This window comes from Actinophytocola sp. (assembly GCF_036402745.1).
GTDB lineage: Bacteria > Actinomycetota > Actinomycetes > Mycobacteriales > Pseudonocardiaceae > Actinophytocola.
This window is the reverse complement of sequence record NZ_DASWSJ010000349.1, coordinates 1-19,713: the sequence shown is the minus strand read 5'-3', so window position 1 is coordinate 19,713 and position 19,713 is coordinate 1. Positions and strand designations below refer to the sequence as shown.

20 protein-coding genes are annotated in these 19,713 nt (G+C 70.4%); 9 read left to right on the top strand and 11 right to left on the bottom strand.

Annotated elements, in window-relative coordinates:
- Positions 1-409: 409 nt before the first annotated feature.
- On the top strand, positions 410-2,626 hold the full coding sequence (locus VGD70_RS31595) for a hypothetical protein (protein ID WP_331087850.1): 2,217 nt from the start codon (positions 410-412) through the stop codon (positions 2,624-2,626).
- 130 nt (positions 2,627-2,756) lie between these two features.
- Here the strand turns inward: VGD70_RS31595 and VGD70_RS31590 are convergent, their stop codons facing one another.
- A complete protein-coding gene (locus VGD70_RS31590; RefSeq protein WP_331087848.1) occupies positions 2,757-3,344 on the bottom strand; it encodes a TetR/AcrR family transcriptional regulator in 588 nt (195 codons plus the stop codon).
- A gap of 119 nt (positions 3,345-3,463) precedes the next feature.
- Between VGD70_RS31590 and VGD70_RS31585 the strand changes: the two genes are divergently transcribed.
- A complete protein-coding gene (locus VGD70_RS31585) occupies positions 3,464-4,225 on the top strand; it encodes a class I SAM-dependent methyltransferase (RefSeq protein WP_331087852.1) in 762 nt (253 codons plus the stop codon).
- 15 nt (positions 4,226-4,240) lie between these two features.
- On the opposite strand, the gene VGD70_RS31580 is transcribed toward VGD70_RS31585, so the two are convergent.
- The 3 genes from VGD70_RS31580 to VGD70_RS31570 all read right to left on the bottom strand — a co-directional run bounded on the left by VGD70_RS31580 (position 4,241) and on the right by VGD70_RS31570 (position 6,642).
- Entirely contained in the window at positions 4,241-4,792 is a 552-nt protein-coding gene (locus tag VGD70_RS31580; protein ID WP_331087846.1) for a hypothetical protein, read from the bottom strand.
- Between the two features lie 29 nt (positions 4,793-4,821).
- Entirely contained in the window at positions 4,822-6,000 is a 1,179-nt protein-coding gene (locus VGD70_RS31575; RefSeq protein WP_331087844.1) for an LLM class flavin-dependent oxidoreductase, read from the bottom strand.
- A gap of 66 nt (positions 6,001-6,066) precedes the next feature.
- Positions 6,067-6,642: a GNAT family N-acetyltransferase gene (locus tag VGD70_RS31570; RefSeq protein WP_331087842.1), complete on the bottom strand. Its 576-nt coding sequence runs from the start codon at positions 6,640-6,642 to the stop codon at positions 6,067-6,069.
- Between the two features lie 91 nt (positions 6,643-6,733).
- On the opposite strand from VGD70_RS31570, the gene VGD70_RS31565 reads away from it, so the two are divergent.
- Positions 6,734-6,979 carry a penicillin-binding transpeptidase domain-containing protein gene (locus VGD70_RS31565; protein ID WP_331087840.1) on the top strand — a complete coding sequence of 82 codons (246 nt, stop codon included), beginning with the start codon at positions 6,734-6,736 and terminating at the stop codon, positions 6,977-6,979.
- A 7-nt stretch (positions 6,980-6,986) separates the two neighbouring features.
- Here the strand turns inward: VGD70_RS31565 and VGD70_RS31560 are convergent, their stop codons facing one another.
- The 5 genes from VGD70_RS31560 to VGD70_RS31540 are packed head-to-tail and all read right to left on the bottom strand — an operon-like array spanning position 6,987 to position 11,569.
- Entirely contained in the window at positions 6,987-8,006 is a 1,020-nt protein-coding gene (locus VGD70_RS31560) for a branched-chain amino acid ABC transporter permease (protein ID WP_331087838.1), read from the bottom strand.
- Positions 8,003-8,875 carry a branched-chain amino acid ABC transporter permease gene (locus VGD70_RS31555; protein ID WP_331087836.1) on the bottom strand — a complete coding sequence of 291 codons (873 nt, stop codon included), beginning with the start codon at positions 8,873-8,875 and terminating at the stop codon, positions 8,003-8,005. The genes VGD70_RS31560 and VGD70_RS31555 overlap by 4 nt, the downstream gene beginning before the upstream one ends.
- A 2-nt stretch (positions 8,876-8,877) precedes the next feature.
- Positions 8,878-10,119: an ABC transporter substrate-binding protein gene (locus VGD70_RS31550; protein WP_331087834.1), complete on the bottom strand. Its 1,242-nt coding sequence runs from the start codon at positions 10,117-10,119 to the stop codon at positions 8,878-8,880.
- Between the two features lie 24 nt (positions 10,120-10,143).
- Positions 10,144-10,836, bottom strand: coding sequence for an ABC transporter ATP-binding protein (locus VGD70_RS31545; protein WP_331087832.1), 693 nt, complete (start codon positions 10,834-10,836; stop codon positions 10,144-10,146).
- Entirely contained in the window at positions 10,823-11,569 is a 747-nt protein-coding gene (locus tag VGD70_RS31540; RefSeq protein ID WP_414638111.1) for an ABC transporter ATP-binding protein, read from the bottom strand. The genes VGD70_RS31545 and VGD70_RS31540 overlap by 14 nt, the downstream gene beginning before the upstream one ends.
- A 246-nt stretch (positions 11,570-11,815) precedes the next feature.
- Here VGD70_RS31540 and VGD70_RS31535 point away from each other — a divergent pair, with 246 nt between their 5' ends.
- From VGD70_RS31535 to VGD70_RS31520, 4 genes are read left to right on the top strand one after another with little or no spacing between them, the layout of a single operon-like run.
- Positions 11,816-13,171 carry an ABC transporter substrate-binding protein gene (locus tag VGD70_RS31535; protein WP_331087828.1) on the top strand — a complete coding sequence of 452 codons (1,356 nt, stop codon included), beginning with the start codon at positions 11,816-11,818 and terminating at the stop codon, positions 13,169-13,171.
- A 60-nt stretch (positions 13,172-13,231) separates the two neighbouring features.
- Positions 13,232-14,224, top strand: a complete 993-nt coding sequence (locus VGD70_RS31530; protein WP_331087826.1) for a sugar ABC transporter permease — start codon at positions 13,232-13,234, stop codon at positions 14,222-14,224.
- Positions 14,221-15,117, top strand: a complete 897-nt coding sequence (locus tag VGD70_RS31525) for a carbohydrate ABC transporter permease (RefSeq protein ID WP_331087824.1) — start codon at positions 14,221-14,223, stop codon at positions 15,115-15,117. The genes VGD70_RS31530 and VGD70_RS31525 overlap by 4 nt, the downstream gene beginning before the upstream one ends.
- A gap of 2 nt (positions 15,118-15,119) precedes the next feature.
- Positions 15,120-15,623, top strand: a complete 504-nt coding sequence (locus VGD70_RS31520) for a HEAT repeat domain-containing protein (protein WP_331087822.1) — start codon at positions 15,120-15,122, stop codon at positions 15,621-15,623.
- Positions 15,624-15,641: 18 nt separating this feature from the next.
- Here VGD70_RS31520 and VGD70_RS31515 read toward each other — a convergent pair whose 3' ends face one another.
- Positions 15,642-17,333 (bottom strand): alpha/beta fold hydrolase, encoded by a 1,692-nt coding sequence (locus VGD70_RS31515; protein ID WP_331087820.1) that lies wholly within the window; start codon positions 17,331-17,333, stop codon positions 15,642-15,644.
- Positions 17,334-17,503: 170 nt separating this feature from the next.
- Between VGD70_RS31515 and VGD70_RS31510 the strand changes: the two genes are divergently transcribed.
- Together VGD70_RS31510 and VGD70_RS31505 are read left to right on the top strand one after the other, a co-directional pair.
- On the top strand, positions 17,504-18,421 hold the full coding sequence (locus VGD70_RS31510) for an alpha/beta hydrolase fold domain-containing protein (RefSeq protein WP_331087818.1): 918 nt from the start codon (positions 17,504-17,506) through the stop codon (positions 18,419-18,421).
- A gap of 89 nt (positions 18,422-18,510) precedes the next feature.
- Positions 18,511-19,368, top strand: a complete 858-nt coding sequence (locus VGD70_RS31505) for an SGNH/GDSL hydrolase family protein (protein ID WP_331087816.1) — start codon at positions 18,511-18,513, stop codon at positions 19,366-19,368.
- 169 nt (positions 19,369-19,537) lie between these two features.
- On the opposite strand, the gene VGD70_RS37020 is transcribed toward VGD70_RS31505, so the two are convergent.
- Positions 19,538-19,705 (bottom strand): FCD domain-containing protein, encoded by a 168-nt coding sequence (locus tag VGD70_RS37020; protein WP_414638110.1) that lies wholly within the window; start codon positions 19,703-19,705, stop codon positions 19,538-19,540.
- Between the last annotated feature and the right edge of the window lie 8 nt (positions 19,706-19,713).

The window sequence follows — 19,713 nt, the reverse complement described above, 5'->3', positions numbered from 1 at the left end:
GCAGGCCGTGCAGCACCGGTGCGCCACCGTGAAATGTCACCCGTACGGGTTAGCTGTTGAGCGATACCGGCATTCTTCTTGGGTGCAGACCACCGAAATCAGCAAGGTGGGTATATGTCGCGGGAAGCAACACCGCTGAATGGCTGAATAATTCCTGTTGAGCCGCCTGGCCTAAACACACTCGCGCAAAATGCACGGTTCTGTTCGGTAACGGCCCGTAGGTACGAAGCGACCCATGGTTGGACCCCTGCGAATCCGCTCTGGGGAAATTCCGTCCATTCATTTTCCAAATCCTGCGGATGGCCTTGGAAGGAAGATCATGCGAGTAAGACCCAAACCGGCACGAAGGCGTGCGCGGTTGGTCGCCATGACAGTGGCGGTCACGCTACCCGTCGCACCCATCGCGCTTATGACACCGGCGGAAGCCGTGGTGGCCGGCACGAATGTCCTCTACACGCTCGACGCCAATTTCGACGCGGGCGTGCTGCAGGATGTCAACCACGACGCACCCAACAACAACCAGCTTCAGCTCGACAAGAGCAGCGTCTTCTTCCCGTACGTCAATATCGCCGCCTCGGCGCGCGGCACGATGGTTCGTATCGACGTCAACACCGGCGAGACGATCGGCGAGTGGTTCTCCGCCCCGAGCGGGCGCGGGCGGGATCCGTCCCGGACCACGGTGGACCGGCTGGGCAACACCTGGTTCTCCAACAGGGCCGAGGCGACGGACATCGACGGGGACGGCAACGCCGAGGGGTCGGTCACCAGGGTCGGCGTCGTCGTCGGTGGGACGAGGTCGAACGCGGACGGTACGGCCAACCCGGCCGGTGACTACCTTTCCGGGCCGTTCGCCTACAACACCTGCGTCGACCGCAACGGCGACGGCTTGCTCGCCACCTCGCGCGGGCTCGGCGACATCAGGCCGTGGACCAACGCGGGCGGCGTCGACAACGACGGCGGCGTGGACACCGCGGCCGACGAGTGCCTGATCAACTACACCCGGGTGAGCGGCACCCTCACCCGCACCGTCGCCGTGGACGCGAACAACGACGTGTGGACGGGCGGCGCGGACAACGACCACGAGAAAGTGTCCGGCACGACCGGAAACCCGGTGCCGGGCACCGAGATCAACTTCGGCTGCGGCGGCTACGGCGGGCTGGTGGACCAGGCCGGCACGCTCTGGTCGGCCCGGTTCGGCGCCAACCTGCTGCGCTACGTACCCGGTACCGGCGCCGGCGCCTGCCTGGACACCTCCCACGGGGACTACGGGCTGGGCATCGACCCGAACACCGGCCACATCTGGCACGCGACGGTCGACCGGGGCCGGGTGGTCGAGCTCGATCCCGCCACCGGCAACGTCCTCAACTCCTACCCGCACGGCAACACCTACGCCCAGGGGCTCGCCGTGGACGGGGACAACAACGTGTGGGTGGCGCACTCCATCCTCGGTTCGCAGACCACGGTGGGGCACATCCGGACCGACGGCACGTTCGTCGGCAACGTGACCCTGCCCGGCGGCGCCGGACCGACCGGGGTCGCGGTGGACACCAACGGCAAGATCTGGGTCGCCAACCGGGACACCAACAACGCCATGCGGATCGACCCGAACGCCGGGCCGGTCGGCGGCGGCGGGTTCCCGGTCGGCGCGGTGGACCTCACCGTCGACCTCGGCGCCGGCGCCGGTCCCTACAACTACAGCGACATGACCGGCTCCGTGCTCGGCGAGATCACCGCGCCCGTGGGCACGTGGTCGGTGGTGCAGGACGGCGGCGCACCCGGGCAGAACTGGGGCCGGATCGCCTGGAACACCGAGCCGCAGGGCAGCGTCCCGCCCGGCACCAGCATCACCGTCGAGGCGAGGGCGTCCGACACCGAGGCAGGGCTCGCCGCCCAGCCGTTCGTCCCGGTGGGCAACGGTTCGCTGTTCTCGCTGACCGGCCGGTTCATCGAGACGGTGGCGACGTTGCGGGCCAGCCCGAACGGAACCAGCCCGGTGCTGTCGGACCTGCGGATCAGGACCGCCGAACGGTCCGGGGTGTTCTCCTGCCAGGCGACCGCGCTGAACCTGGCGGGCATCGTCGTGGCCAGGGCCAACCCGCCCGACGTGCCATGCGTCGACGACCACCAGAACGTGGCCAACGCCAACCTGAACGCGGGAATCCTGACCGTGCGGGCGAGCGTGCTGGACGCCAGGACCGACCAGACACCGGACAGCCTGACCGGTTCGCCACCGACGGCCGGGGACAACTCGACCGCCACCGCGGAGGTGAACTCGACCAGGGTGACGGCAACTCTCGTCACCATCGAGATAGGACTGATCAGGTCGACGGCCACCGCCCGGTGTGTCGCCGGGCCGAGCGGGTTGCACCCGGAGCTCACCGGCTCCTCGACGATTGCCAGCCTCCGGATCAACGGCCTCTCGGTATCGGTCGGCAGCGCTCCACTGACCATTCCACTGCTGATCGGCTCGCTGCGGCTCAACAGCACGACCACCACGGCGACGAGCGTGACCCAACAGGCGTTGGTGCTCGACACGCCACTCGTCGACCTCGTGGTCGGTGAGGCCAAGGCGAACGTCGAAGGGAAACCCGGTACCCCGAACGGGAACCCCTGCACCGTCGCATAACTCCCCCCGGTGGCCGCCGGCGACCAACCTCGCCGGCGGCCACCGGTCTGTTCGGGCGTGCAGATGGGCGGCCGGGCCGCCGAAACCAGGTGCCGCGCCCCTCGGCGGAGGTGCCGACCTCGACAGCAGCTCAGTGACGCACGACGCCGGTGATGGTGGTGACGATCTTGTGGACGGCTTCCGTCGGCGGTGGGGTGCCGTCCGTGCCGGCGAAGAGGAGGTGGCCGGTGCCGATCAGGGTCATCGCCAGGGTCTCGAGGTCGGCGTCCGCGTCGATGCGGCCCAGGTCTCTTTCGGCCGCGAGGTAGGAGGTGATCATGGCCGCGGCCTCCGTGAGTAGGGGGATGCCGGTCGGCATGGTCTCGCGCAGGCGGGCGCGTAGCTCGTCCCGGAAGGTGAGGAGGCTGACGATCGCCGTGGCGACCGACTCGAACAGGTCCTTCAGTACGCCCGTGAGGTTGTCGGCGACGGTGCCGGTGCCCGCGGACTCGCGCAGGGCGGCGGACTGGGCCTCGATCCGGGCAACGCGGTCGAGCACCAGCTCGGCCAGGAAGGCGTCGAAGTCGGCGAAGTGCCGGTGCAGGACGCCCTTCGCGCAGCCTGCCTCGGTGGTGACGGCCCGGCTCGTCAGGGCGTTCGGGCCGTCGCGGAGCAGGACGCGCTCGGCGGCGTCGAACAGCTGCTTGCGCGCGTCGCGCATGGCCACGCCTGTCGGCATATCGCGGAGCCCCCGGCCCGTTGCTGTAGTGGGCGCGTGCCCACTATGGTGGGCGCGTGCCCACTATACCGCCGGAACCCGGCCGCCTTGTCGAGCTCAAGCCGCATGAACACCGCCAGATGGCGGAGTCGTTCGGCACGGATGCCGAGCGCTACGACCGGGCCCGGCCGCGCTACCCCGCCGCCATGGTGGACCGGATCGTCGCCGGCAGTCCCGGGACCGACGTCCTCGACGTCGGCTGCGGCACCGGCATCGTCGCCCGGCAGTTCCAGGCGGCCGGCTGCCGGGTGCTCGGGGTCGAGGTCGACGCGCGGATGGCCGACCTGGCTCAGCAGACCGGGATCGAGGTCGAGGTGGCGGCGTTCGAGGCCTGGGACCCGGCCGGCCGGGAGTTCGACGCCGTCGTCGCGGGGCAGGCCTGGCACTGGGTGGACCCGGTCGCGGGCGCGGCCAAGGCGGCGCGGGTGCTGCGGCCCGGCGGCCGGCTGGCGGCGTTCTGGAACGTGGGCGAGCCCGCACCCGACCTGACGGAGGCCTTCGCCGCGGTCTACCGCCGGGTGCTGCCCGACTCGCCGGTCAGCCTCGCGGCCGCGCGGACCTCGGACGTGTACTCGGTGATGACCACCAGGGCGGCCGACGGGATACGGCAGGCAGGCGGGTTCGATGAGCCGGAGCAGTGGCAGTTCGACTGGGAGCACTCCTACACCCGGGACGAGTGGCTGGACGTGCTGCCCACTCAGGGCGCCTTGACCCGGGTCTCGCCGGCCGCGCTGGCGGAGGTGCTGGCTGGTGTCGGGGCCGCCGTCGACGCGGTGGGCGGCAGCTTCCCGATGCGGTACACGACCGTGGTCCTCACGGCCGCGCGAACCGGCGCCACCTGACCCGGCGGGCCGGCGTCAGAGGGACTGCTTGAGGTAGCTGTTCTCCTCAGCCCGGACGTGGAACCGGTACTCGGACCCGTCGGGCCAGGTGAGGCGCTGCTTCCTGGGCGCGAGCAGCGGAGCGTGCGGCTTCTCCGCGTGCCAGAGGACCGTCGGCGGTGGGCTGTCCGCCGGGTCGGCGAAGCTGAGGCCCGAGTCGATCACCGCGACGTGCGACCGCGAGTAGACCAGCCACGGGCTGTGGGCGCGCCGCGCCGCGTCGACGAGCCCGAGCGCCTGGGCGTTCGCCGGTCCGGTCACCAGGCCCAACCGGAAGAACACGTGGGCGGCGGTGCCGCTCCCGAACGACAGGGCGACGCTGAGCACCCCACCGACCGTGCCGCGCAGGATGTTCCAGAAGAACCGGCGGACCAGCCGCTTGCCCTTGACCGTGCCGTCGCCGCGCCTGCCGGGCACCTCGAACTCGGGCTTGACGTCCTCCAGGTAGATCGCGATCGCGGGCTCGTGCCACTGGCTCTCGGCCAGCGCGCGGACCCGCTGCCGGAACTCGGGATTCGGTAGCGTCACGAGCAGTCAGGCTAACGGCCCTGCCGGGGTCAGCGGTCGAACTCCGGGATGAGGTCGCCGATCAGCCGGATGCTCGTCATCACCTGCTCGTCGCCGATGCCGCCGATCTGCTGCAGGCACATCAGCCGGTCGATGCCGAGGTCGGCGTAGGTGGCCAGCTTGCGCCGGCACGTCTCCGGGCTGCCGACGATCAGCGAGTCCTGCGCGCTCAGCACGGTGAAGATCTCCTCGTCGGAGACCTCCTCGCCGACCAGGATCCGGCCGATCAGCAGCTGTCCGTCGGTCGGGCCGGAGCTCGTCGCGACCTCGTCGCGGAAGAACTGGCCGGCCAGGTTCTCCTTGGCCTGGTCGGCCATCAGCGCCTGCTGCTGTTCCATCGACCGGCTGAACTCCTTGGCCGCCTCGAAGAAGTTCAGCGCGGTGACGGTGTACCAGGCGGCCGCGGCCGCCGCGCCGTTGCGCATGGCCTGCTCGTCGGTCTCCGCGCAGTGCACGAAGGTGAAGTAGGCGACCTGGTTGTTGACGAAGGACCCGACCGGTTCGGTGCACTGCTCGGCGGCCGCCCGGTAGAGCTTGATCATCCGCTCGACCCGCTCGATGGACTCCCAGATCGTGGTCCCGAGCACGCCGACCCCGCGCTTGCCCGCGTCCTCGAACGAGCCCGGGCTGGCGGCGGCCTGCCACAGCGGCGGGTGCGGCCGCTGCAGCGGCTTCGGCGAGATCGGCACGTCCTTGATCTGGAAGTCGTCGCCTGAGTAGGAGAACCGGTCCGACGTCCACATCTTCGGGATCATCTCGAACGCCTGCTGGGTCTGCGGGCGGACGTCGTCCGGGTCGATGCCGAACAGCCGCCACTCCGGAATGGTCGACCTGGTCAGCCCCAGCTCCACCCGGCCACCGCTGAGCTGGTCCAGGGTCGCGGCCCGCTCGGCGACCCGCACCGGATGGTTGAACCGGGACGGCGCCAGCACCGCGGAATGACCCAGCCGGATCCTGCTGGTGTGCTGGGAGATCGCGGCGAGCAGCAGCTCCGGCGCCGAGGACAGGCTGAACTCGCCGGCACCGTGATGCTCGACCTGCCACCAGCAGCCGTAGCCGAGCTCGTCGGCCACCTTTGCCTGCTCGATCGCCTGCCGGAAGCGGTGCTGCTCGTGTCCCTCCGGCCACGGACGCGGGTTCTGGATCTCGTTGAACAAGTCGATCTTCATTCGGTGACCTCCCGTGTCGGGGAGATAGTCACCGACGGGGTCCACTTCGTTACGGTTGGCAGCGCATCACCGCGCTGGAGCTGGATCTCCCGGTTGTCGCCGGGACAGGGGGTACTCCATCGACACGCCGTCGAGGACGATGCCGTTGGGCAGCGGCACGTCGATGCGGCTCAGCTCGCGGAAGCCGAAGGACCGGTAGAGCGGCACGCCCGGCAGGGTGGCCATCAGGACCAGTGCCCGGAAGCCTTCGGCGCGAGCCGCCTGCTCGCATCGGGCGAGGATCGCGCGACCCAGGCCGCGGCGGGTCCAGTCGCCGCGCACGAACATCGCGCGCACCCGTGCGGGTTCGGTGGCCGGGTCGAGCACGCGGTCGTCCGACGGCGTGGCACCGGAGCCGGTGTAGAGCTTGTCCCGCTTGCTCCAGCCACCGCAGGCGACGAGCTGACCGTCCGCCTCGTGGACGAAGTAGGTCCCGTCGTCGATCAGCACCGTGTCGGGCTCGGTGAGGTAGCGGGCGGCGGCCGCCGTCGCACGCTCGTCGTGAAACCGAGGGAACACGTCGAGCACCGACCGCCGCATCAGCACGGCGATCCCCGGCACGTCGGCCCGCACGGCCGCACGCAGCACTGGCGAAACGCTCACCGGACCCCTCCCGGACATCGACAGGGCGACCATCGTAAGGCGCGACCTCAAGACGACGGTCATCGCCGGCTACCAGGCACCACCGGCCAACGTGATCGGCTCACTCCGCACGATGATGCGCGACGTCGTCACCTCCGGTCGCGGCAAAGCCCTCGCCGGGTACGGGAACGTCCACGGCAAGACCGGCACCGCCCAGGTCGACGACGGAACCCGCGCCCACGGCTGGTTCACCGGGTACCGCGACGACATCGCGTTCGCGACGCTCGTGGTGGACGGCTCGACCTCGACGACCGCGGTCGCCGTCACCGGCACCTTCCTCGGCGCCATAAGCCGATAGCGGTGGCTCAGGTCCGCGGCACGGCGGGAGGTGAGACCTGGGCGGCAGGCGACGGTTCCGCCGCCGGGGCCGGCTTCTCGCGGCGGCGCAGCAGGTGCCGGGCCGTGCCCCAGATGCCGCGCCGGAACACCAGCACGGTCACCACGAAGATCGCGCCCGTCACCACGCCGATCGCGTCGATGCCGGCCGTGGCCAGGTAGTCCTCGAGCACCACGATGATGCCGGCGCCGAGCACCGGGCCCCACAACGTGCCCATGCCGCCGAGGATGTTCATCACGACGACCTTGCCCGACGTCGTCCAGTACACCTCCTGCAGCGACGCGAACCCGTGCCCCACCGCGTACACCCCGCCGGCGATCCCGGCCAGGAACGCCGAGATCACGAACACCTGCACCTTGTACCGGTCCACCGGATAGCCGAGCGCCCGCGCCCGCGCGGGGTTCTCCCGGATCGCCACCATCACCCGGCCGAACGGCGAGTGCACCACCCGCCACGCGCCGAGCAGCCCGAGCAGGATCAGCGGCAGCGCCGCGTAGTAGAAGTAGAACGAGTCGGCGAGATCCAGGCCGAACGCCTCGCGCGGGATGCCCTGCAGCCCGTCCTCGCCACCGGTCATCGAGCGCCACTGGTTCGCGACGAAGTAGATCAGCTGCGCGAACGCCAGCGTCACCATCGCGAAGTAGATCCCTGTGCGCCGCACGGAAAGCATGGCGACCGGCACCGCGATCAGCGCCGCCACCACCGCGCCACCGAGGATCGCGACGTAGAACGGCAGCCCGGTCTCGACCGCGATGATGCCCGTCGCGTACGCCGAGGAGCCCCAGAACGCCGCGTGCCCGAACGACAGCAGCCCGGTGTAGCCGAGCAGGAGGTCGAGCGCGACCGCGAACAACGCCCACGCCGCGATGTCCAGCGCCACCGGTGGGTAGATCATCCACGGCAGCCCGAACGCCAGCGCCAGCCCGACCGCGAGCAACAGCAGGCGGACGGCGAGCGACCGGCCGGCGGCCAGCCTGGAGATGATCACGCGCGCACGCCTTCCTCGCGACCGAACAGGCCCGCCGGCCGCAACAGCAGCACCAGCGCCATGAGCACGAACACCAGACTCTGCGAGAACGCCGGGAGGTAGAGGTTCCCGACCGCGGACAGCATCCCGACGAGGTAACCGGCGGCCACCGACCCGAACACCGAGCCGAGCCCGCCGATCACCACGACCGCGAAGATCACGATGATCAGGTCGCCGCCCATGCTCGAGTTCACCGCACGCATCGGCGCGGCGAGCACCCCGGCGAGCCCGGCCAGCGCGATGCCGAACCCGAACACCGGGGTGACCCAGCGCCGCACGTCGATGCCGAGCGACTGGGTCAGCTCCGGCCGCTCGGTGGACGCACGCACGATCACGCCCACCCGCGTCTTCGTCAGCACCAGCCACACCAGCACCGACACCACGATCGAGAACACGAGCACGAAGACCTGGTACTTCGGGTAGTCGAACAGACCGAGGTCCACCGACCCGTCCAGCAGCGCCGGCCGCGCGTACGGCTGCGACGCGACGCCGTACCTCAGCCGCACGACGTCCTGCAGGATCAACGCGATCCCGAACGTCAGCAGGAAGTTGTACAGCGGGTCCAGCCGGACCAGCCGCGCGACGAGCAGCCGCTCCAGCACCATCCCGACGAGCCCGAGCACGACCGGCACCACGATCAGCGCGAGCCACCAGGACAGCCCGACGGTGTCCAGCAGGACGAACGCGCCGATCGCGCCGAGCATGTAGAACGCGCCGTGGGCGAAGTTGACCACGCCGAGCATGCCGAAGATCACCGAGAGGCCGAGCGCCAGCAGGGCGTAGAAGCTGCCGCTCACCAACCCGTTGAAGAGCTGCTGGACCAACTCCATGATCAGCCCATGTCGCAGCCGGTCGGCTTGCGGAACGCCTCGTCCGCCGGGATCTTCTCGACCAGCTGGGTGAAGTCGAAGTCCTCCTTCACCTGCGCCTCGTCCTTCACCTTGACCAGGTACGAGTCGTGCGTGACGCGGTGGTCCGCGGCGCGGAACTGGGCGTTGCGGGCGAAGAAGTCCTCGAACTTGTAGCCGTCGAGCTCCTTGCGGACCGCGTCGGCGTCGTCGGTGCCGGCCCGCTGGACCGCCTCGAGGTACTGCGTCGTGGCCGAGTAGTTGGCGGCGTGGTCGAAGGTCGGGCGGGTGCCTGTGCGCTCCTTGAAGCGGTCGGCCCACTCGCGGCTCTTGTCGTCCATGTTCCAGAACCAGGCGGTGGTGAACAGCGTGCCCGACAGCGACGCGACCCCGATGGACTTGATGTCGGTGTCGAACATCAGGCCCACCGCGAGGTCGACGCCCTTGGCCTTGAGCCCGAACTCGTTGTACTGCTTGACGACGTTGACGAGGTCACCGCCCGCCTGCATGGTGCCCAGCACGTCCGGCTTCGGGCTGAGGTTGGGCGCCTTGGTCATGAACGTGGCGAAGTTGTCGTTCGGGAACGGGGTCGGGTCGGCCGTGCCGACGGTGCCCCCCGCGCCCTTGATCGCCTCGGTGAAGCTCTTGTTCATGTCCTGCCCGAACGCGTAGTCCGGGTAGATGATGTACCACTGCTTCGCGCCCTGCTTGGTCACGGTCGTGCCGGTGCCGTGCGCGAGCATGTAGGTGTCGTAGGCGTAGTGGTAGGTGTAGGGGTTGCACTGCTTGCCGGTCAGCGCGGTCGTGGCGGCGCCGTTGTTGAAGTACAGCTTCTTGTTCTGCCCGGCGACGTTGGCCACCGCGAGGGCCGCCGACGAGGTCGGCACGTCGAAGATCGCGTCCACCCCGTTGCGGTCGTACATCTCCCGCGCGGCCGTGTTGGCGATCTCCGGCTTGTTCTGGTGGTCCGCCGAGCTCACCTCGATGTTCTGGGTGACCGCGTCGTCCTTGTGCCGGCTCTTGAAGTCGTCGACCGCCATCCGCACGGCCTCGACGGCGTTCTTGCCGGCCAGCTCGGAGTAGACGCCGGACAGGTCGGTGATGACGCCGAGCTTGACCGCGTCGCCGGACACCTTGCCGCCGCCGCTCTGGGGACCGCCGCCGCACCCGGCGAGCAAGGCACCCACCGCGAGCACCGTCGCCGCGGCCGTGAACCTGCGTGCCATGTCTTCCTCCTTCTGGGAAAGCCGTCAGATGCCGAGGTAGGCGAGCAGCTCGTTCTCCCGCTGCTCGACCTCGGTGTTGTCGAGCGACTCGACGACCCGGCCCTGGCTGATGAGGTAGTGCCGGTCGGCGACCGTCGAGGCGAAGTGGATGTTCTGCTCGATCAGCAGCACGGTGACGCCGTGTGCCTTGACCGTGCGGATGATCTCGCCGATCTGCTGGACCAGCAGCGGCGCGAGCCCCTCGGTCGGCTCGTCCGCCAGCAGCAGCCGGGCGCCCATCCGCAGCACCCGCGCGACCGACAGCATCTGCTGCTCACCGCCGGACAGATGGGTGCCGGCCTGCCGCCGCCGCTCGGCGAGCACCGGGAACGTCTCGTAGACCTTCTCCAGCGACCAGGCGTCCGGCCCGGTCGTCGGCGGCAGCGTGAGGTTCTCCTCGACCGTGAGCGTCGAGTAGATGCCGCGGTCGTCGGGGACGTAGCCGAGGCCGAGCCGGCAACGCTTGTGCGGCGCCAGTTTCGTGATGTCGCGGCCGTCCAGCTCGATGCGGCCGGCCATCGACCTGTGCAGCCCCATCAGGCAGCGCAGCAGCGTGGTCTTGCCGGCGCCGTTGCGGCCGACCAGCGTGACCACCTCGCCGGCGGCCACGTCGAGCGAGACCCCTCGCAGCACCTGGGCCTCGCCGTAGCGGGCGGTGATGTCCTCAACGCTGAGCAACGGACTCCCCCAGGTAGGCGGTGATCACGCGGGGATCGGCCCGCACCTGCTCGTACGGGCCCTCGGCGAGGACCTTGCCGAACTGCAGCACGGTCACCCGGTCGGTCAGGTCGCCGACGACCTTCATGTTGTGCTCCACCAACACCACCGTGCGGTCCGCGCGGACCCGCTGGATCAGCTCGATCGTGCGGGTCACGTCCTCCGCGCCCATGCCGGCGGTCGGCTCGTCGAGCAGCAGCAGGCGCGGGGACAGGGCGAGCGCGAGAGCCAGCTCCAGCGCGCGCTTCTGGCCGTAGGCAAGGCTGCCGGCGGGTCTGCTGGCATGGTCGGCCAGCCCGACCTGCTCGAGGAGGTCGGCGGTCTCACCGCGGTACCGGCGGAGCTTCTTGTCCGAGCGCCAGAAGCGGTAGCCCTGCCCGTCGCGGCCCTGCAGCGCCAGCTCGACGTGCTCGGCGAGGGTCAGCTCGTCGAACAGGCTGGTGATCTGGAAGGAGCGGGCCACCCCACGCTGCGCGATCCGCTCCGGCCGCATGCCGGTGACGTCGTGCCCGTCGATCTCGATGGTTCCGGCGGAAGGTTTGAGAAAACCCGTGAGCAGGTTGAACAGCGTCGTCTTGCCGGCCCCGTTCGGCCCGACCAGGGCGTGGATCGTGCCCGGCATGACGTCGAGCTCGACGTCGTCGACCGCGCGAAAGCCGGTGAACTCCTTCGCGAGACCCCGGGTACGCAACATCGGTGTGGCGCTCGTCACGCGCTGACCTTAGGGGTGCGCGGTGAGTTGCGACATAGCCCCCTGGTCCACAAGCACCGCGCCAGATGTGTTCGGTTCCCCCATAGCGCCCGGTCCGAACGTGGCGATCCGGGCCCACGACCCCGTTACCGGATTGAGTGTTGTCACGTCCTTTCGGAGGTGTTTCGCTGTCCGCTAGTCCAGCGAGGAAGAGGTCGCATGGTTCGTCGGGGAGTCCAGAAACTGGCCGTGTTTCTACCGTTGGTGCTCCTGGCGGCCGCATGCGGGAGCGGCGGCTCCGCTGGTGACGGCGGTCCCCTGCTGGTCTGGACGGTGGAGGACACCGCCGACCGGGTGCAGGCCCAGGAGAAGCTGCTGGCGGAGTTCACCAAGAAGACCGGCATCGAGACGAAGCTGGTCGCCGTCGCCGAGGCCCAGCTGTCCACCGTGCTCTCCTCGGCCGCGTCCTCCGGCGAGCTGCCGGACGTGATCGGCGCGCTCTCGCTGCCGCTCATCAACCAGATGCGCACCGACGACCTGCTCGACACCGACGCCGCGGCCGCCGTCGTGGACAAGCTGGGCACCGGCACGTTCGCCGCGCAGGCGCTGGCGCTGACCCGGCAGGACGACGTCCAGCTCGCCGTCCCCAGCGACGGCTGGGCACAGCTGCTCTTCTACCGCAAGGACCTGTTCGCCCAGGCGGGTCTCGAGCCGCCGACGAGCTACGCGGCGATCCAGGCGGCCGCCGCGCGGCTCGACCAGGGCGGCGTCACCGGCATCACCGCCAGCACGACGCCCGCCGACGCGTTCACCCACCAGACGTTCGAGCATCTGGCCCTCGCCAACGGCTGCCAGCTGGTGGACGGCGGCAAGGTGGCCCTGGACAGTCCCCGGTGCGTCGAGGCGTTCCGGTTCTACGGCGATCTCATCCGCCAGCACTCGGTCGCCGGCAACCAGGACGTGGACACCACCCGGGCGACGTACTTCGCCGGCAAGGCGGCGATGGTGATCTGGTCGTCGTTCCTGCTCGACGAGCTCGCCGGCCTGCGCAACGACGCCCTGCCGACCTGCCCGCAATGCCAGCAGGACAAGGCGTTCCTCGCGAAGAACACCGGCGTCGTCGCCGGGCTAACCGGCCCGGACGGCTCGAAGCCCACCACGTTCGGCGAGGTCGTGTCGTTCGCGATCCTCAACGAGGCCAGCACCGACCAGGCCAAGCAGCTCGTGGAGTACCTGATGAGCGACGGCTACGCGGACTGGCTCGCCGTCGCGCCGGAGGGCAAGGTGCCCGTCCGCACGGGTACCGCGGACAAGCCGCAGACCTACGTCGAGCAGTGGCGCACGCTCAAGGCCGGTGTCGACACGAAGGCCCCGCTGTCGCAGTTCTACGACGCGGAGACGCTGAAGGCCGTGGAGCAGAGCCCGGAGACGTTCAGCCGGTGGGGCTTCACCCAGGGCAAGGGCGAGCTCGCCGGCGCGGTCACCGGGGAGCTGGTGGTGCCCAAGGCGCTGGCGGAGTTCCTCAACGGTTCCGGCGACGCGCGGTCGGCGGCGCAGGCCGCGAACGAGCAGGCCGCGAGGATCGCCGAGGAGCTCGGCTCGTAGGCCGCCGGTGAGGGACGTCGTGTCCGCGTCGGTATCGACCCCGTACGGAACGGAGCCGGAATGACGCGCACCGAGGAAGCGCCGGTCGAGCCGCCGCCGGCACCGCCGCGCCGGCGCGTCATCTCCTTGGCGCAGCGGGACGCCCGCGCCGGGCTGCTGCTCATCTCGCCCACGCTGGTGATCGTGCTGGCGGTGGTCCTCGTGCCGCTGGCGTGGTCGGTGCTCATCGCGTTCCAGCGGATGCGGCTGATCAACGTCGGCCGCACCAGCCTCTTCGAGAACCTGACGGTCGCCAACTTCGCGCGGGTCTTCGGCTCGGCCGCGCTGTGGGACAGCCTGGTCACCACCGTCGTCTACACCGCGGGGTCGACCTTGCTGGCCATCGCGCTGGGCGTGATCGTGGCGCTGGCCCTGCGCCGGCCGTTCCCCGGCCGGGGCTTCGTGCGGGCCGCGATGCTCATCCCCTATGTCGCGCCGGTCGTCGCGGTCACCCTCGTCTGGAAGGTGCTGCTGAACCCGGAGTTCGGGATCGTCAACGGCTGGGGCCACACGCTGTTCGGCTGGGACGACCCCGTCGCGTTCCTTTCCCAGGCACGCGGCCAGCTCTCCCTGTTCGGCTGGGACATCCCGGTGCCGACGGCGCTGCTGACCGTCATCGCTTTCGAGGGCTGGCGGTACTTCCCGTTCGTGTTCCTGTTCGTGCTCGCCCGGCTGCAGGCCATCCCCGCCGACCTCGAGGAGGCGGCCACGATCGACGGCGCGACCCCGTCGCAGCGGTTCCGGCACATCATCCTGCCGCAGCTCATGCCGATCATCGCCGTGCTCGTCGTGCTCCGGACCATCTGGACCTTCAACGAGTTCGACGACATCTTCCTGCTCACCGGCGGCGCGGCCGGCACCGAGGTGGCGAGCATCCGGGTGTACGAGCTGCTGACCGTGCAACGGAACGTGGGCGCCGCCGCGGCCCAGTCGGTGTTCCTCGCCGGCGTGCTCGTCGTCCTGCTCGGCTGCTACCTCTGGATACTGCGCCGGCGTGAGGGAGGCGCGGCGTGAGCACCGCGAGCCGGCCGGGCAGGCCGTGGTCCCGCGACCGCGTCGAGCGGCTGGTGTTCGGGGTCCTGCGCTGGGTCGTGATCGGGCTCTTCCTGATCGCGACGCTGTTCCCGTTCTACTACATGATCATGCTGTCGATCCGGCCGATCGAGGACCTGCTGCTGCGGCCCGACTCGCTGCTGCCGGACCTGAGCAAGCTGACGTGGTCCACCTACAGCGCGGTGCTGCGCCCGGTCGAGGACGCGGGCCAGGGTTTCGTCTCCCTGCTGGGCAACAGCGCGATCGTGGCGTCGGCCTCGGTGCTGCTGGCGCTCGCGATCGCCATCCCCGGCGCCTACGCGGTGAGCCGGCTGAACTTCTTCGGGCGGCGGCAGATCAGCGCGGTGTTCCTGCTGGTGTACCTGTTCCCCAGCATCGTGATCGCGATCCCCCTGTTCGTGCTGCTGACCAAGCTGCAGCTGCGGGGCTCGCTCGTCGGGCTCGTGCTGGTCTACATCGCGCAGACCGTCCCCGTCGCCATCTACATGCTCAAGAACTACTTCGAGACCATCCCGGAGAGCGTCGAGGAGGCCGGCCTGGTCGACGGCCTCAACCGGGTCGGCGTGATCCGGCGCATCAGCCTTCCCCTGGCCGCGCCGTCGGTCATGGCGACCGGGATCTTCGTGTTCATGATCGCGTGGAACGAGTTCCTGTTCGCGTTGCTCTTCCTGGTCGAGCGCCGCGACCGGTGGACGGTCTCCCTCGGTCTGGCCCAGCTGTCCGGCACCGTCGAGATCCCCACCACCGTCCTGATGGCCGGCTCGGTCGTCATCACCGTGCCCATCGTCATCCTGTTCTTCCTGACCGAACGACTCCTGGCCGAGGGCCTCACGAGCGGCGCGGACAAGGGCTAGCGGTGGCCGATCGCCGAGGTGTGCCGAACCTGAAGCGGTTCAAGGGTTCCGCGGAGAGCTACTACCGGCTGCACCTGGAAGCGGTGCGGGAACAGGACTTCACCAGGCGGGTCACCGCGTCGTGGGGCCTGATCGCCCGCGGCCGGGAGTCGTTGCCGTACCTCATGTCGATGCTGCGGAGCGGCGACGCGGACAGCCGGGAGGATGCCGGCGGCGCGCTGACCTGGCTGGGCGAGGACGCCGCCGGCCTGGTCGGTGAGCTGCTGACCGCTCTGCGCCGGGAGACCGACCCGCAGGCACGCGACAGCATCGTGGCGACGTTGGGGGCGCTGCGGAACCGGGCCGCCGTTCCCGCGCTCGCCGCGCTCATCCGGTCGGCCGACACCGATGGGGACACGCGCCGCTGCGCGGTCGAGAGCCTGGGCACGATCGTGCGCAGGCGCTTCGACAAGCAGCCCGACCCGGAGGCCGCCGCCATCGCCTGGCTCGACGCCCACCCCGGTTGACGGACCGGCCGGCCGGCGTCAGCCCACCACCGGCAGGGTCAGGGCCTGTCCGGTGTCGCCCGCGGTCACCGTGACCGGCGCGCTCACCAGGCCACCGCGGTAGTTGAGGTCGCCGCTGGCCAGTACGAGCCGGACCCGGTGCCCCTGGTCGAACCGGTGCACGATGCCCGGCAGCGACACCTGGACCGGCCGGGTCGGGTCGGCCACCCGGACCGGCGCGACGAGCTGGTGGATGAGGCTCGCCGTGCCGTCCGGCGCGACGTCGTAGATCTTCGGGAACAGCACCAGCTGCCCGGTCGGACCGAGGTGGCTGGTGAGCGCGGCGGTCGGGGCGGTCAGCCGGATGTCCAGCCGGGGCACGCCGACCACGTCCATCGGCGCGGCGAGCGGCGCGCTCGCCCACTCGGCGAAGGTGCCGGGCAGGTTGACGTCGACCGCCGGCTGGTTGATCGCGTCGAACGGCGACAGGCTGGTCGGCAGGCCGGCGGGCGGGGTGAGGAACGTCTGCGAGCCGGTCCGCGGCTGCTCGGCGACCAGCTCGTTGTGCGCCGACAGGTAGAACGACCTGGCCGTGCCGACGGGGAAGCTCGCCGACGTCGCGTAGGCCGGCGCCGCGTTGCCGCTGTAGGGAACCCAGTCGCGGAAGTAGGCGAACTCGGGACCGGTGTCGGCCGGCAGGTCCTTGAGGTAGTGGTCGAACCAGTCGAGTATCCGGCCGGTCTCGTACTGGCTGGCCGGATCCGGGTTGGCCAGGTCGATCTCGCCGGGCGCGGCACCGCCGGAGTGGCCCCAGGACTGCCAGATCATCTTGGTCTCGGTGCCCTGCGCCTGCAGTGCCTGGTAGGTGGCCACGGCCTCGTTCAGGTTGAACAAGGTGTCCTTCTGGCCCTGGATGAGCAGCGTCGGGACGCGCACCCGGCTGACGTAGCTCGCCACGGACGCGTGCTGGAGCAGCGCCGTGGTCTGCGGTGTCGGGTAGCCGAGGGTGCCGGTGAGGAGCAGGTCGGTACAGATCTCGGTGGGGAAGTTCGGGCAGCCGATGGCCCGGTTCGGGTCGGGGTGCTGGATGTTCTCCAGCAGCGCGCCCTCGAAGAAGAACAGCAGCGCCCAGGTGATCTTCGCCGCGCCGGGCGTGGCGGCGGGGACGGCGTTGTTCGGCCCGAGCGCGTAGGACAGGTCGTTCCAGGTGATCAGCGGGATGATCGTGTCCAGCCGCGGGTCGACCGACGCGGTGGCGAACTGGATCCCGCCGCCGTACGAGCCGCCGACCATGCCCACCCGGGGATCGCCGGGCGCGTCGTGCACCACGTAGTCCAGCCCGCCGAGGAAGCTGACGAGCTGGCTCGCCGCCCGGCCGTCCCAGTCCGGGTCGTCGAGCGTGATCCGGCAGCCGGACCCGCCGAAACCGAGACCGGAGTAGGACAGCACGACGTATCCGCGGGACGCGGCGAGCCGGGCGATGCCGGCCTGGTCGTCCTTGGAGCCGCCGAACCCGTTGGTGGTCAGGATGGCCGGCGCGGGACTGGCCGCGCTCGCGGCGACCGGCGTGTAGAGATCGCCGACGATGTCGCAGTGCTGGCCGGCACCAGGGCCGGCCAGCACGTCGAAGTGCATCGTCCGGACCGTGAAGGCCGGATCGGCCGTGCCCGGGGGCGCGGCGAGCACGGTGGCGGTGATGGCGAGCGAGGCAAGCAGGGCGGACTTGCGCATGCCTTAACAACGACCACGCGGCCGTACTGGTGACGCACCCGGCGTCACCGGCCTCCGGCCACCACATGGGCGTGGGGCCGGACGCGGCGCCGGCAGGCAGCGTCAGCGCGACCGGCAGCAGACGCTAGCGTCGTCGGTGTAGCTGGTGGGCGCGGCGGGTGGAGGTTTCGATGTCGGTTCTCGGTACGCCGCGGGTGGCCGCGGTCGTGGCGCGGGCGATGCAGGGGCTGGCCTCGGCAAGCGCCGGCCTGGCCACCCGGCGCCGGGGGCCGGTGTTCCCCGAGTTCCCGGGGAACACCGAGGACATCACGGTGCCGGCGTCCGTCGCACCCGCGCCCGCCGTCGTCTACCGGCCCCCGGGCGAGGAGCCGCGGCCGCCGGTGCACGTGAACTTCCACGGCGGCGGGTTCGTCATGCGGGGAACCTGGCTGGACGACCCGCTGTGCCGGTACCTGGCCGCCGAGGCCGGTGTCGTGGTGGTCAACGTCGACTACGTCGTCGCGCCGCAGTACCCGTTTCCCGCGCCGGTCCGGCAGGCGTTCGAGGTCGTCCGTTGGGTCGCCGAGCACGGCGCTGACCACGGCTGGGACGGCGGCCGGCTGACGGTCGGCGGCCAGAGCGCGGGCGGCGCGCTCGCGGCGGCGGTGGCCCGGCAGGTGCTGGACGACGGCGGGCCGCCGATCGCCCTGCAGGTGCTGCACTACCCGCCGCTGGACCTCGCGACACCGGTCCGGGACAAGCGCGCGGCCATCGCCAAGCCGATGCTGCGGCCGTGGATGGGCGAGGTCTTCGACGGCGCGTACGTGCCGGACCCGCGCGAGCGCGCCGACCGCCTGGTGTCCCCCGCCGGCCGGGCGGACACCGCTGACCTCACGGGAATCGCGCCCGCGCTGGTGATCACCGCCGAGCTCGACCGGCTCCACGCCGAGGGCGCGCGGTACGCCGAACGCCTGCGGAAGGCCGGCGCGCTGGTCGAGCACCACGACGTGCCGCGCGCCGACCACGGCTACGACGTGACCGACGTCGGCAAGGCGCGCGAGACGTACGCGCTCATCGCCCGCCACCTCGCACCTCGCGGAGACCGTTGACGTCGGCGGCGGCATGGTCGACGATGGCGGACACACCTACCTACTCGTGAGTAGTGTGCAGACGCCGTCATCGATGCCGGGAGAACGCCATGCCACGCCGTCTACTCGCGTCCGTCGCCGCCGCGGTCGCCGCGCTGGGTCTCGTCACGAACTCCTCGGTCGCCCAGGCAGCGGACCCGCCGCTGAGCTACGTCGCGCTCGGTGACTCCTACAGTGCCGCGTCCGGGGTGCTGCCGCCGGACGCCACCTCGCTGGTGTGCCTGCGCTCGACGCGCAACTACCCGCACGTGCTCGCGGCCCGGACCGGGGCCCGGCTGGCCGACGTGACGTGCGGCGCCGCCGAGACCAAGCACTACACGACCGCCCAGTACCCCGGCGTCGCCCCGCAGCTCGACGCGGTCGGCCCGGACACGGACCTGGTCACGATGACGATCGGCGGCAACGACAGCGGCGTGTTCATCGGCGCGATCCTCGCCTGTGGCGTGGCCGGCGTCGCCACGCTGGGCCAGGGCAGCCCCTGCGCGGACCGGTACGGATCGAGCTTCACCGACACCGTCCGCACCACGACGTACCCCGCACTCGTCGCCGCGCTCCAAGCGGTCCGCACCAAGGCACCCCAGGCCGACGTGGCCATCCTCGGCTACCCGTGGATCCTCCCCGCGACGGGCGGCTGCTTCACCAAGATGCCCGTGGCGACGGGCGACGTGCCGTACCTGCGCACCCTGCAGACCACCCTCAACGACGCCATCCACCGAGCCGCCACCGCGACGGGCGCGACCTACGTCGACCTGACCGAGGTGTCCGAGGGCCACGACGCCTGCCAGCGACTGGGCGTCCGCTGGATAGAACCGGTGCTGCAGACCACCAACCCGGTGGTCGTCCACCCCAACGCCCTGGGCGAGTCGAACCTGGCGACCCAGACGATGAGGGTGCTCGGCCTCGCCTGACCATCGATGAAGAATCAGTCGTCTAAGGCCTGTCTCGTAGATCATCGTGTGAAGCCCTGCGCCGACCACCGGAACCTCAGGGGACCGTGACGGCACCCAGCCACATCCACCTCGATACCCGCACTATTCGCCGGGACGCAACGCACACTGTTAATCCCGGGGAGGCGGACTAGAACAAGGACTGCAGCAGCTGGCGCGAGGAGGCGAGGTGCGCGCGCATCGCCTCCTGCGCCTGCTCGGGTTCGCGGGCCTCCAGCGCGTGGAGAAGGTCCTCGTGGGACATCATCGAATGTTGCTGTGGTGGGCGGGTGCTCCAGTGTGACCGCCAGAACCGCAGGTTGTGCA